Below are 13,663 nucleotides of genomic sequence, written 5' to 3' on the forward strand. Positions count from 1 at the left end.
GACTCTCGATTCCAGGGCATGGTCAGGCACCTCCTGACCGTATTTCATACCTGTAAACGATGTCTCCGGTTTAAAACGTAAAGGATGTCTCCGGTTTCTACCCGAGCAAGCCCGCTCCCACAGGGGGCCGGTATCCACCACCGCATCTCCTGCAAAGAAAAAGGCGCGTTTGCTGTAGGATTGGTTACCTAGACTCCAAGAGGTGACCCTATGAGCGAGCCGATTCGCCTGACCCAATACAGTCACGGCGCCGGATGCGGTTGCAAAATTTCCCCCCAGGTGCTGGAAGTGATCCTGGCCGGCAGCGGGGCGCAGAATCTCGACCCGAAACTCTGGGTCGGCAACGCCTCGCGTGACGACGCGGCGGTGTATGCCATCGATGAAGAACGCGGTGTGGTCTCGACCACCGACTTTTTCATGCCGGTCGTCGACGATCCCTTCGATTTCGGCCGAATTGCCGCCACCAATGCCATCAGCGACATCTACGCCATGGGTGGCGATCCCTTGATGGCGATTGCGATCCTGGGCTGGCCGGTGAACGTGCTGGCGCCGGAAGTCGCCCGGGAAGTGATCCGCGGTGGGCGTTCGGTGTGTGACGCAGCGGGCATCCCGTTGGCAGGCGGACACTCCATCGACGCACCCGAGCCGATCTTTGGCCTGGCCGTCACCGGTCTGGTGGAAAAGCGCCACATGAAGCGCAACGACACCGCCACCGCCGGTTGCCTGCTCTATCTCACCAAGCCCCTGGGCATCGGCATCCTTACCACGGCCGAGAAAAAGGGCAAGTTGCGTCATGCCGACATCGGCCTGGCCCGGGACTGGATGTGCACCCTGAACAAGCCCGGCAGCCGTTTCGGCAAGCTCGATGGCGTGACTGCGATGACCGACGTCACCGGTTTCGGCCTGCTCGGGCACCTGGTGGAAATGGCCGACGGCAGCCAGCTCACGGCGCGCATTGAATATGACCGGGTTCCGCGTCTGCCGGGTGTCGAGTATTACCTCGAACAGGGTTGCGTACCGGGCGGTACGTTGCGCAATTTCGATAGCTACGCCAGCAAGCTCGGACGCCTTCAGGAGCTGCACAAACGTGTGCTCTGCGACCCGCAGACCAGCGGCGGCCTGCTGATCGCCGTAACGCCGCAAGGCAACGAGGAGTTTCTTGCCGTGGCCGCCGAACTGGGACTGAGCCTGGAGCCGATCGGTGAACTGATCGAGCGACAGAGCAACGCGGTCGAGGTGTTTTGATGTTCGTCGACTGCACCGATTACCGCGACATCTTCCTCAACGACCGGCCCATGATGGACGCGCGCTCGCCGGTCGAATTCAACAAGGGTTCGTTTCCCGGTGTGATCAACCTGCCGTTGATGAATGACCATGAACGCCAGCGGGTCGGCACGTGCTACAAGCAGCACGGCCAGCAGGCGGCCATCGTGCTCGGGCATCAGCTGGTATCAGGCGCGGTGAAGGCCGAACGTATCCAGGCCTGGGCCGATTTTGCCCGGGCGCATCCGGATGGCCTGCTGTATTGCTTTCGTGGCGGCCTGCGCTCGCAGATTGTCCAGCAATGGCTCAAGGACGAGGCCGGCATCGACTATCCACGGGTGGGCGGCGGCTACAAGGCCATGCGTACCTTCCTGCTGGACACCCTCGATCAAGCGGTTGCCCAGTGCGATTTCGTCCTGCTGGGCGGGATGACCGGTACCGGCAAAACCGAGGTGCTCACGCAACTGGGCAACAGCGTGGACCTTGAAGGCCATGCCAACCACCGCGGCTCCAGTTTCGGCAAGCGCGCCACCGGCCAGCCCTCGAACATCGACTTCGAAAACCGCCTGGCCGTGGATGTGCTGAAAAAACGCGCCCGGGGTATCGAGCAGTTCGTACTGGAAGACGAAAGTCGTGCGGTGGGCAGTTGCGCGTTGCCGTTGCCGCTGTACCAGGGCATGCAGCAGTTCCCGATGGTCTGGCTGGAAGACAGCCTGGAAGGTCGGGTGGAGCGGATCCTGCGTGATTACGTGGTGGATCTGTGCGCCGAATTCATCGACGTGCATGGCGAAGACGGCTTTGCACTGTTTTCCGAGCGATTGCTGGCGAGCCTGAACAATGTGCAGAAACGCCTGGGCGGCGAACGTCATCGGCGCATGCTGGTTTTGATGGAAGAGGCGTTGGCGGAGCAGGCCCGCAGTGGCGCGGTGGATCTGCACCGGGGCTGGATCGAAGGGTTGCTGAGCGAGTATTACGATCCGATGTACGCGTTCCAGCGGGAGAAGAAAGCTGCGCGGATCGAGTTTGCCGGGGAGCGGGGGGCGGTTCTCGAGTATTTGCGCGAGCGGGGCAGTCAGATAGGTTGAGGGTGTTTTTGCCGGCCCCTTCGCGAGCAAGCCCGCTCCCACATTTTAATCAGCGACAGTCACAAAATTTGTGTTCGCTGGAGATCGAATGTGGGAGCGGGCTTGCTCGCGAAGGGGCCAGCTCAGACAACACATGCCTCAGGTCGGGCAGGTTTCGGCACCATTATCCAGACCTTGCTTGTACACATGACTCTGCAAACTGGCCTTGCCGTTGTGCCAGGTCAGGGTGAGCACATACAGCGAGTCGTAGTCGCTGGATTCCCAGTCATCGGTAATGGTCGTTTTCTTGCCGGTGGCGTCGCCTGCCACCTTGTTGATCAGCTCCGGCAGGTAGCCGTGCGACCAGGCGGTGTAGATGACCGAGTTGTGATACTTGTCGTGAAGCAGTTCATCGGCCAGGTCACTGGTGTCATTGGCGGAGAAATTGATGTTCACCGGCAGGCCCAGCTTGATGGCGCTGGGGCTGATGGTCATCAGGGGACGGATGTAGCTGTAGGAGTTGTCGAACTCGCCTTCCTCGACGTTACGGGTCGGGTTCGCCGCAAACACGTAGTCGGCCTTGCCGAACTTTTCCGGCAGCAACGTGGACAGGTCGATGGCGCGGTTCAGCCCCTGGCAATTGAGCTGGCCGAGGCCGCCGTCGGGTTTTTCACCATGGCGCAGGAAGACCAGCGTCTGGGTGCCGTCCATCGGTTGGGCGCGACTCAGGCCGGATTCCAGCAACAGGAACACCGCGCTGACCACCAGCAATGCGGGTAAAAACAGGTAGGCGCGATGTTTAAAACGTTTGGCAATATTGAACAAATTCATGAATAAAAGGTTCTTCAGCGCAATTCGGTTAAGGCTGACAAACCTTTACACCACGACTTTCCAGCGTCGGGTGTTTTCCATGTCGTTGAAGCCGGTCCGTTTTCAAAGGGGGTGGTGCTCAGAGTCCCCTGAACCCGTTTGGTTCGATTCCGGCCAAGAGCGCAGCAATGTACCGGTAACCTTCAGCGGATTGCAGTGAAGGTTATCGACAGGATGTTGCGGATTTATGGACAGCCTACACCTGATCGTGGTGAAACCGTCGTGATCTCTTTTGATCTCCTCTATCAGCGAGATTGATGGATCCAAGGGATCGTTGAGCCGATATCTCCATTATGATCGTCGCTCTCACTGTCTTCGTGGATCCTGCCCATGACCGATTTGTCCGTCTTCCCCATCACCCGCAAATGGCCTGCCCAATACCCGGAGTGGATTCAGCTGTACTCCTTGCCGACTCCCAACGGCGTCAAGGTCTCGATCATGCTCGAAGAGATCGGCCTGCCGTATGAACCTCACCGGGTAGGCTTCGACACCAATGACCAGATGTCCCCGGAATTCCTGTCGTTGAACCCCAACAACAAGATCCCGGCGATCCTCGACCCCCACGGTCCGGACGACAAGCCGCTGGCGCTGTTCGAGTCGGGAGCGATTCTGATCTACCTGGCCGACAAGAGCGGGCAACTGCTGGCCCAGGAATCGGCCGCGCGCTACGAAACGATTCAATGGCTGATGTTCCAGATGGGCGGCATTGGCCCGATGTTCGGCCAGCTCGGGTTCTTCAACAAATTCGCCGGCAAGGACTACGAAGACAAGCGTCCCCGTGATCGCTATGTCGAGGAGAGCAAGCGCTTGCTCAAGGTGCTCGACGGCCGGCTCCAAGGGCGCGACTGGATCATGGGCGAGCGCTATACCATCGCCGACATCGCCACCTTCCCGTGGGTGCGCAACCTGATCGGTTTCTACGAAGCCGGCGATCTGGTGGGGATTCAGAATTTCCCTAACGTCACACGGGTGCTGGAGCGCTTCCTGGCACGGCCGGCGGTGGTGCGCGGGCTACAGATTCCAAGCCCGGTCGCCAGCTGATACACCGCATAACCTGTGGGAGCGGCGGTGCGGCGGTCCGACTTGCTCGCGAAAGCGGTATTCCTGTCACATGGATGTTGACAGTGCCGACGCCTTCGCGAGCAAGCCCGCTCCCACATTCTGTCCTCTGATATCCAGGAATCCCCATGTCCAGCCAGTTCCCCGAAGCACGCCCACGCCGTCTGCGCCGCAATGCGAGCCTGCGCAGCCTGTTCCAGGAGACCGAGTTCAGCCTGAACGACCTGGTGCTGCCGATTTTCGTCGAAGAAGAGATCGACGACTTCGTGCCGATCAAAAGCATGCCCGGGGTGATGCGCATTCCCGAGTCGAAGCTGGCCGGCGAGATCGAGCGCTACGCCCGCGCCGGGATCAAGTCGGTGATGACCTTCGGCGTGTCCCATCATCTGGACAGCAGCGGCAGCGACACCTGGCGCGACGACGGCCTGGTCTCGCGCATGTCGCGCATCGCCAAGGACGCGGTGCCGGAAATGATCGTGATGTCCGACACCTGTTTTTGCGAGTACACCGACCACGGCCATTGCGGTGTGCTGCACAACCATGAAGTGGACAACGACCAGACCCTGATCAACCTCGGCAGGCAAGCCGTCGCGGCGGCCCGAGCCGGTGCCGACGTGATCGCCCCGTCGGCGGCCATGGACGGGCAGGTCCAGGCGATCCGCCGGGCCCTCGATGACGCCGGGTTTACCCAGACGGCGATCATGGCCTATTCGACCAAGTTCGCCTCGGCGCTCTATGGTCCGTTCCGCGAGGCGGGCGGCAGTGCGCTCAAGGGCGACCGCAAAAGCTACCAGATGAACCCGATGAACCGCCGCGAAGCGGTGCGCGAGTCGTTGCTCGACGAACAGGAAGGCGCCGATGCGCTGATGGTCAAACCGGCCGGTGCGTACCTGGACATCATCCGCGACATCCGCGAAGCCTCGCGCCTGCCGCTGTCGGCGTATCAGGTGAGCGGTGAGTACGCGATGATCAAGTTTGCCGCCCAGGCCGGGGCCATCGATGAAGACCGCGTGGTGCGCGAGAGCCTGGGGGCGATCAAGCGTGCCGGGGCAGACCTGATCTTTACCTACTTTGCGATGGATCTGGCGTTGGCGGGGATCTGAAAAACAACGCATAACCCCTGTGGGAGCGGGCTTGCTCGCGAATGCGGAGTGTCAGTGAGTACATCTGTCACTGACACTCCGCATTCGCGAGCAAGCCCGCTCCCACATTTTGATCTGTGTTGAATCAGGGCGTGCCAAAAAACGAGCGGATCCCGTGATCACGGAAGTACCGTTCGATCACTTTCGGGTCCGCGCACGTCTCGGCAATCGCTACATAGGTATCGGGCCGCAACAGATAAAAGCCGTTGCGCCCCAGGCCCGCCGCTTCGAACGCCGGACGCCAGTCGAACACATGCAACGGCAGATGGTGCTCGTGGCACCAGGCGATCATCTCGTCGCTGGTGTCGCCATAGACATGCACCTGCCAGGTCATGCATTTGAGCGATTCAAAGTTGTCCCCCTCACCGTCATGGGCCCAGGGCAGGCGATCACCGCCATGCACGTGCCCGGCAACGCCTGTGCTCAAAGGCATGCCCCGATAATTCAGGGTGATCTGCGACACCGTGCGAAACAGGAATTGGCGGGAGGTTTCGAACGAGGTTATTTTCGGGATCAGGAACGGCGCCAGGCGCGTACGCAGCAAATCGGCCATCGGCCCGTCGGCGGTGACGAACGTGAAGACCCGGTCAGTGGTCGCCACCAGTTTGCGCGCAAACGCAATGCGCTCGGTTTCATAGGTGTCGAGCAGTCTGGCCTCGGCAGCGCCGCTCAGCACGGCCGCCAGTTTCCAGGCCAGGTTGATGGCATCGCCAATCCCGGTGTTCATGCCCTGGCCGCCCGCCGGGCTGTGCACGTGGGCCGCATCGCCGAGCAGAAACGCCCGGCCATTGCGAAAATGATCCGCCACCCGGTGATGGACGCGGTAGGTCGAGAACCAGTTCAGTTGCTCGATCCGCACCTTCATGTGCTCGATGGCCCGGCTGCTGACGTCTTCGAAGCACAGGGTCTCGGCGTGGTCGGCGCGCTCGTCGCGTACGGTGCCGATCAAGCGCGCGCGGCCACTGCCCGCCAGCGGGAACACGGCAAGGAAGTCCGCCTCGTCGAGGTCCACGTGCAGTTCACCGTTGAATGTCGGGCCGCTGCCCTGTACGTCGGCGACGTAGAAAATCTGCTGGTAAGTACCACCGGGAAACCCGGTATCCAGGGTCTTGCGCACAATCGACCGGGCGCCGTCGCACCCGGCGAGGAAACAGGCCTGACAGATTTCCTGCTGGCCGTCGGGCAGATGCAGCGTGGCGGTGATGCCGTCGGCGGTTTGCTCGAAGCTGGCCAGTTCGGTGTTGCGTTCCACCGAGATGCCGAAGGCTTCCAGGCGCTCGATCAGCAGCCGTTCGTGCTCGTCCTGCGGGAAAATTTCCAGGAACGCGTAGGGTGTCAGTCCCGCGCCGACCTGGGTCAGTGGCAGGTGCGCCACGGGTTCGCCCTTGACCCAGAAGTTGGCGGCCGCCACCCGATGGCCGTATTGCACAACCGCGTCGGCCAGCCCGAGTTGTCGATACAGTTCCAGCGTCCGCGCCTGGACAGCCAGCGCCCGGGACGTGGTGCCAGGGGCCGAGGCCTTGTCGACAATCCGCACGCGCACGCCCAGTTTGCTCAGCCACAACGCCAGGACCAGTCCGGTCGGGCCGGCGCCGATGATCAACACATCGCTTCTGTGCATGAACCTGTCCTCCTCGCTGGGTAGAACAAGTATGGACGACGGCCCCGTAGGAGCGAGCTTGCTCGCGATGAACGAAAGAGCGCCGCGTTAATCCTGAAAGTACGCGTTATCGTTAACGTCCATCGCGAGCAAGCTCGCTCCCACAGGTACAGATACAGGCACTCGGTCCCCTGTAGGAGCGAGCTTGCTCGCGATGAACGAAAGAGCGCCGCGTTAATCCTGAGAGTACGCGTTATCGTTAACGTCCATCGCGAGCAAGCTCGCTCCCACAGGTACAGATACAGGCACTTGGCCCCCTGTAGGAGCGAGCTTGCTCGCGATGGACGAAAGAGCGCCGCGTTAATCCTGAGAGTACGCGTTATCGTTAACGTCCATCGCGAGTAGGCTCGCTCCCACAGGTACAGGTACAGGTACAGGTACAGGTACAGGTACAGGTACAGGTACAGGTACAGGGCTGCCTCCAATCAGAAGTCGATAGTCCCCGACAACTTCGCCGTGCGCGGTTCGCCCTGGGTCAGGTAACCGCCCTGGGCCGATTCCCAGTAGCTCTTGTTGGCGACGTTTTCCACCCCCAGGCGTACGGTCACGTCTTTTTCCTGGACCCTGAACGCGTAGCGGGCGCCGGCATCGAAGCGGTTCCAGGCCGGCAGGCTGAGGTTGTTCGCCGCGTCGGCGTATTGGCCGCCGGTGCGCAACATCCGTCCGTTCAGGGCTGCGCCTGGCACACCCGGCACGTCCCAATCGACACTGGCATTGAACTGGAAGCTCGGCACGCCGATGGCCCGGTTGCCATCGTTGAGGCCGTCCTGGGTGTTCTTCAGTTCGGTGTCCATCACTGTCACGCCGCTGAGCAGGCGCAGGCCGTCGATGGGTTCGCCGAAGACATTGAGTTCCACGCCCTTGTTGATCTGTTCACCGTCATGAACGAACACGGCGGTGGTGTCGTCGATGACTTGGGTGTAGCCGTCAGCCGGTTGTTCGATGCGGTACACACCGAGGGTCGCACCATAGGTGCCCATGTCGACTTTGACCCCGGCTTCAACCTGTTTGGAACGCGACGGGGCAAACACTTCATTGCCGTTGACCACGACCCTGGAGCCGGAGGTCGTCGGAGCCGTCGGGCCCTGGGCCAGGCCCTCGATGCGGTTGGCGTAGAAGGACACGTGGTCCCACGGCTTGAACACGATGCCGTACACCGGCGTGGTGATCGACTTGTCGTAGTTGGACGTGCGGTTTTGCGTGTCGTAGTCGTAGCCTTGAACGACCAACTGTTGACGGCGTACGCCCAGGGTGACCAGCAGGCGATCATCGATAAAGCCCAGGGTGTCGGACACGGCGGCGCTGCGCATGAAGGTTTTGCCGGTGATGCCCGGATCGCCCAGGTCACCGCCGGAGAAGCCGCCCGCCGGCGCCGGAACGTCAATCGGGTGGTAGATGTTGTTCGGGTATTGGGTCAGATCGAAATCGAAGGCGTTGCGTTGTTGGGTCCAGATCCCGGCCAGGCCGAAGTTCAGTTTATGGGTCACCGGACCCGTGGCGAAACGGCCATTGAGGCCGGCCATGGCGCTGGTGTTGTCTTCTTCGTGGGGAATGAACGAACCGCTGGTCACCGAGCTGCCATCGTTGCCCACCAGGGTAGTGGAGTCGTAGTTGCCGACTTCACGGGTGTGCTTGGCGCCGCCAGCGGCGTAGGCGGTCCAGCTGTCGTTCAGGTCGTATTCGGCGCGCAGCATGCCGAAGGTGTCCTCGATCTCGCTGAATCCCCACTTCTGCGCGTAGTTGGTGTCGGCGGAGGGCGCATCCGGGATGTGCGTGGCGTCGCCAAGGTTGACCGAGCTGCGGCCGCCGTTGACGCGTTCCTTCGAATAGACGAAATCGCCGGACAGGCGTAGCGCATCGCCGCGGTAGTCGAGACCCAGGGCGAACAGTTTGGAGCGCTGGTTCTCGTCGTCGATGGCGGTGTCGCCTTCACGTTGGGACAGGTTCAGGCGGGCACCGAAGCGGTTGTCCTCGCCAAAGCGCTGACCGATGTCCAGGTGTTCGCCGATGCGCCCGTCGTCGCTGATGTCCGTAGTGAACCGACGCAGCGGCACATCACTGGCGCGCTTGGGTTGCAGGTTGACGCCGCCACCGATGCCGGAACCGGTCGGGGTGACACCGTTGATGAAGGCATTCGGCCCCTTGAATACTTCCACACGCTCCAGGGCATCGGTGGAAATGATCTGCCGCGGCAGGATGCCGTACAGGCCGTTGAAGGAAATATCATCGCCGTTCAGGGGCAGGCCGCGAATCATGAAGGTCTGGGCCTGGTTGGAAAAACCGGAAGCCTGACGCACCGAGGCATCGTTGAGCAGCACGTCGCCGACGGTTTCGGCTTGCTGGTCGCGGATCAACTCTTCGGTGTAGGACGTCATGGTGAAGGGAACGTCCATGATGTCCTGGTTGCCCAGGATACCCAGTTGAGCGCCGCGTGCGACCTGACCACCGGCGTAAACCGGGGGCAGGTCGGACGGTGCCGGGGCCTGGGCGTTTACATTGACGTCGCCCAGCACCAGCGGTGTTCCCTGGGCTTCGGTTGTTTCGGGCGTTGCGGCATGGGCCGTCAGGGACAAGGAGCAAAACAGGGCCAGTAGCGTCGGGCGAAAAGGTACGCGCAGTCGTGCTGGAGTGGTCATGATGGGTTCCTGGGCGGCGCGCGGCCGATTGAAAAAAAAGGGGCGGCGCGGGAACTCCATGCGCAAATGCGACTCCTGATGCAAATGGTAGTTGTTCTCAGTAGCGTTGTGCAATGCGTTTTCTGCAAGGCTCGCAGGCATTTTCTGCACATGCGGATTTCGGATAACGGAGCTTCAGGGCCGTTTCAGTGGCAAATAAAGGCACGTGGCGGACAACGGTCATAGCCGTTGCCCTGCCATTGCTCGTATGGTTAAGCCGGACCCAAGGACTAGATGGAACGACATGCAAGCCAATCGATTGATCTTCAGCATCGCCGCTTTGTTGATACTGGCCGGTTGCGGCAGCCAACGGACACAGGAACCGGCGGCGCGTAGTCCGGCCCAGGTGAAGGCTGAGATTGTGCGATTGCTGCCGGCGAAAGCCGCCGACCCTCAGGGGTGGGCCACGGATATCCAGGTGGCGTTTACCGCGCAAGACATCTCGCCGACCACGCAAAACCTGTGCTCGGTTTTGGCCGTGACCGAACAGGAGTCGACCTTTCAGGTCGATCCGAGCGTACCGGGCCTGGGCAGGATCGCCCGTGACGAGATCGACCGTCGCGCCGCCAAGGCACACATTCCCGGCCTGTTGGTGAACAGTGCGTTGAAGCTCGACTCGCCCAACGGCAAAAGCTACAACGCCCGCCTGAATGCCGCGCGCAGTGAAAAGGAGCTGAGTGGCATTTTCGACGACTTCATCGGCATGGTACCGATGGGCAAAACCCTGTTCGGCGGCTTCAACCCGGTGCATACCGGCGGACCGATGCAGGTCAGCATCGATTTTGCCGAGCAGCAGGCCAAGGGCTACCCGTATCCGGTGCAGGGCTCGATCCGTCATGAAGTGTTCACCCGGCGCGGCGGCATGTATTTCGGCATCGCGCATCTGCTGGGGTATCCGGCGAGCTACCCACAGCCGCTGTACCGCTTTGCGGACTTCAACGCGGGTTGGTACGCCAGCCGTAATGCCGCGTTTCAAAACGCGGTGAGCCGGGCTTCCGGTATCCCCTTGGCGCTGGATGGCGACCTGGTGCGTTACGGTTCGATCATGCCCGGCACCACGGAACTGGCCGTGCGTACCCTCGGCAAGCAACTGGACATGCGCAATCCGACGATCCGCGCGCAACTGGAAGAGGGCAATACCCTGGCGTTCGAAGACAGCAAACTCTATCGACGGGTTTTCGAACTGGCCGAACGGGCCGAAGGTCGGCCGTTACCCCGTGAAGTGTTGCCGGGGATCGTGCTGCAAAGCCCGAAAATCACGCGCAAACTGACCACCGCGTGGTTCGCCAAACGGGTCGATGAACGTTACCAGCGCTGCATGGCGCGGGCAGGGAAGTAATCGGTTCTTCACACAATCCCGGGTAACTACTGTAGGAGCCAGCTTGCTGGCGATGGACTCCAGTGCGCCGCGTTTATCCAGCTCACCCGCGTTATCGTTAACGACCATCGCTGGCAGGCCAGCTCCCACAAGGGAACGTGCCCACGCGGGAATCTGTAGGAGCCAGCCTGCTGGCGATGGACTCAAGTGCGCCGCGTTCATCCAGCTCACCCGCGTTATCGTTAACGACCATCGCTGGCAAGCCAGCTCCCACAGGGGGCCATGCCCACGCTGAAACTGTAGGAGCCAGCTTGCTGGCGATGGACTCCAGTGCGCCGCGTTTATCCAGTTCACCCGCGTTATCGTTAACGATCATCGCTGGCAAGCCAGCTCCCACAGGGGGCCATGCCCACGCTGAAACTGTAGGAGCCAGCCTGCTGGCGATGGACTCAAGTGTGCCGCGTTTATCCAGTTCACCCGCGTTATCGTTAACGACCATCGCTGGCAAGCCAGCTCCTACAAAGGGCCATGCCCACGCTGGAAATGAAGCGATCTCCAAAACAGTGAAAGCTCCAAGCATAAAAAACCCGGCGGGTGAGGCCGGGTTTTCGTCGAGTCCTGCGGTAAAGCCCTGCATTCAGACAGCGCGGCTTTCGATCAGACGATCCGAACCGCCTTCAGCGACGCGGTTTTGCAGCAGTTTGTCGGAACCACCTTCAGCGACGCGGTTTTGCAGAAGTTTGTCCGAACCACCTTCAGCAACGCGGTTTTGCAGCAGTTTGTCGGAGCCACCTTCAGCAACGCGGTTTTGCAGCAGTTTGTCAGAGCCACCTTCAGCAACGCGATTCTGCAGCAGTTTGTCGGAGCCGCCTTCAGCGACGCGATTTTGCAGGAGCTTGTCAGAGCCGCCTTCGGCAACGCGTTTTTCCAGCAGGCGATCCGAACCACCTTCGGCCACACGATTCTCGATCAGGCGATCGGAACCACCTTCAGCCACACGGCTTTCAATCAGACGATCCGAGCCGCCTTCAGCGACCACAGGTTGAGCAGAGGTTGCGGCAAAAGCGTTAACTGCGAAAACCGAGAAAGCGATGCTGAGGAGGGTTTGGCGTTTCATGATGGTGTGCTCCGGGGTGCTTATGGGTGGGTATGGAGCAGATGTTACGCCGCGGATTTTTTAAGAGAACTTCATTGAGGTGATGGTGAACATCGATGGCAGTGATAGGACCTGCGCCATACCTCTTGCGAGCTTGATGGTGCGATCGTCGGATGGTCGCTGCATGGCAGGTGGCGGCTTCTACACTGGAAAGCTGGCGCGTTCCTCTGCCGGGACGGATGATGAGGCACTGCAGAGATCGCGGTGTGCAAGGAGACGATCATGTACCAGCTCTACGGCCATCAGAACTCCGGGGCCGCGGCCATCGAAGCCGCTCTTGAACTCTGTGATGTTCCTTATCGCTTCATCGATGTCGAGGCGTCCGCGGAGGCGGCCCATGCGCTGGAGAAACTCAATCCGCTCAAACAGATTCCGACCCTGCAACTCCCCGATGGCGCTGTCCTGACCGAGAGCGTGGCGATCCTGATTCACCTCGGGCTGAGCTTTCCCGCGTCGAGGTTGTTGCCCCAGGACCCGGCCGAGCGGGACCAGGCCATTCGCGCCATGGCGTACATCGTCAGCAATTGCTATGCGGCCATCGGCATCATCGATTACCCCGAACGCTGGCTGGCCGGGGCGGATGAGTCGTCCAGGCAGAATCTCATGGAGGGAACCCGCCGGCGCCTGCACTGGAGTTGGGAGGTGTTTGCCGACCAGTTTTCGGGCGAGCTGTATCTGGGCAGCGAGAAGCCAGGGGCCCTGGATGTGCTGACGGCGGTGATCTCGCGATGGGCGGGCAGTCGGGAGCATTTGCGCACTGCACGGCCCGGGTTTTTCGCCTGGCTGGAACGAATCGACCGTCACCCGGCACTGGCACCGGTGTTCGCCCGGCATTGGCCAGTCTGAAAGCACCACTTACCCTGTGGGAGCGAGCTTGCTCGCGATGGGGCCATGTCGGTCGACATCTATGTTGAATGTCTGGCCGCTATCGCGAGCAAGCTCGCTCCCACAGGTTTTGGGGTGAATGTTGTGTCCGGATTTACTCCCCGCGAATGTACTGCTCCAGCTGGCGAATCAGCTCCGCCTGTTCGGCAATCGCTTCCTTGACCAGGTCACCGATCGACAGCAGGCCGATCAATTTGCCGCCTTCGACCACCGGCAAGTGACGCAGGCGTCTATCGGACATGATGCCCAGGCAGGTATCCACGGTTTGATGGGTGTCGACGGTAATCACCGGTGACACCATGATGTCGCGCACCGGCGTGCCCACCGAGGAGCGGCCGTGTAGCACCAGTTTGCGCGCATAGTCCCGTTCGCTGATGATGCCCAGCACTTCATCATTCTCCACCACCAACAAGGCGCCGACGTTTTTCTCGGCCATCTTCATCAGCGCTTCGAGCACCATGTGATCGGGTTTGATCTGGTGCACTTCCTGATTCTTCTGATCTTTGAGCTTGAGCAGTTGGGCGACGGTTTTCATGGTGGTTACTCGGGTGTTGTCGTTGTCCTTGAAGAA

11 protein-coding genes are annotated in these 13,663 nt (G+C 61.0%); 6 read left to right on the forward strand and 5 right to left on the reverse strand.

All coding sequences use genetic code 11. The features are described 5' to 3' along the window. Positions 1-210 precede the first annotated feature (210 nt). Both selD and mnmH read left to right on the forward strand, forming a co-directional pair. Positions 211-1,245 (forward strand): selenide, water dikinase SelD, encoded by a 1,035-nt coding sequence (selD, locus tag KW838_RS28675; RefSeq protein ID WP_218504308.1) that lies wholly within the window; start codon positions 211-213, stop codon positions 1,243-1,245. Continuing rightward, complete coding sequence (gene mnmH, locus KW838_RS28680; protein WP_218504309.1) at positions 1,245-2,348, forward strand: tRNA 2-selenouridine(34) synthase MnmH; 1,104 nt, start codon at positions 1,245-1,247, stop codon at positions 2,346-2,348. The genes selD and mnmH overlap by 1 nt, the downstream gene beginning before the upstream one ends. Before the next feature lie 138 nt (positions 2,349-2,486). Here mnmH and KW838_RS28685 read toward each other — a convergent pair whose 3' ends face one another. Beyond that, a complete protein-coding gene (locus KW838_RS28685) occupies positions 2,487-3,158 on the reverse strand; it encodes a histidine phosphatase family protein (protein WP_218504310.1) in 672 nt (223 codons plus the stop codon). Between the two features lie 369 nt (positions 3,159-3,527). Here KW838_RS28685 and KW838_RS28690 point away from each other — a divergent pair, with 369 nt between their 5' ends. Further along, complete coding sequence (locus tag KW838_RS28690) at positions 3,528-4,238, forward strand: glutathione S-transferase family protein (RefSeq protein ID WP_102701845.1); 711 nt, start codon at positions 3,528-3,530, stop codon at positions 4,236-4,238. Positions 4,239-4,384: 146 nt separating this feature from the next. After that, positions 4,385-5,359: a porphobilinogen synthase gene (gene hemB, locus KW838_RS28695; RefSeq protein ID WP_008021700.1), complete on the forward strand. Its 975-nt coding sequence runs from the start codon at positions 4,385-4,387 to the stop codon at positions 5,357-5,359. A gap of 124 nt (positions 5,360-5,483) precedes the next feature. Here the strand turns inward: hemB and KW838_RS28700 are convergent, their stop codons facing one another. Together KW838_RS28700 and KW838_RS28705 are read right to left on the reverse strand one after the other, a co-directional pair. Beyond that, positions 5,484-7,019, reverse strand: coding sequence for an FAD-dependent oxidoreductase (locus KW838_RS28700; RefSeq protein ID WP_218504311.1), 1,536 nt, complete (start codon positions 7,017-7,019; stop codon positions 5,484-5,486). A gap of 464 nt (positions 7,020-7,483) precedes the next feature. Beyond that, positions 7,484-9,694 carry a TonB-dependent siderophore receptor gene (locus KW838_RS28705; RefSeq protein WP_218504312.1) on the reverse strand — a complete coding sequence of 737 codons (2,211 nt, stop codon included), beginning with the start codon at positions 9,692-9,694 and terminating at the stop codon, positions 7,484-7,486. A gap of 283 nt (positions 9,695-9,977) precedes the next feature. On the opposite strand from KW838_RS28705, the gene KW838_RS28710 reads away from it, so the two are divergent. Continuing rightward, positions 9,978-11,072 (forward strand): DUF1615 domain-containing protein, encoded by a 1,095-nt coding sequence (locus tag KW838_RS28710; RefSeq protein WP_218504313.1) that lies wholly within the window; start codon positions 9,978-9,980, stop codon positions 11,070-11,072. Between the two features lie 616 nt (positions 11,073-11,688). Here the strand turns inward: KW838_RS28710 and KW838_RS28715 are convergent. Beyond that, the gene (locus KW838_RS28715; RefSeq protein ID WP_008021706.1) at positions 11,689-12,168 is read right to left on the reverse strand and encodes a hypothetical protein; all 480 of its coding nucleotides are present in this window, start codon (positions 12,166-12,168) and stop codon (positions 11,689-11,691) included. Between the two features lie 261 nt (positions 12,169-12,429). Between KW838_RS28715 and KW838_RS28720 the strand changes: the two genes are divergently transcribed. After that, positions 12,430-13,053, forward strand: a complete 624-nt coding sequence (locus tag KW838_RS28720; RefSeq protein WP_218504314.1) for a glutathione S-transferase family protein — start codon at positions 12,430-12,432, stop codon at positions 13,051-13,053. 133 nt (positions 13,054-13,186) lie between these two features. Here KW838_RS28720 and KW838_RS28725 read toward each other — a convergent pair whose 3' ends face one another. Beyond that, a complete protein-coding gene (locus KW838_RS28725) occupies positions 13,187-13,627 on the reverse strand; it encodes a CBS domain-containing protein (protein ID WP_007976812.1) in 441 nt (146 codons plus the stop codon). Between the last annotated feature and the right edge of the window lie 36 nt (positions 13,628-13,663).

Source organism: Pseudomonas sp. PDM27 (assembly GCF_019219205.1).
Classification (GTDB): domain Bacteria; phylum Pseudomonadota; class Gammaproteobacteria; order Pseudomonadales; family Pseudomonadaceae; genus Aquipseudomonas; species Aquipseudomonas laurylsulfatiphila.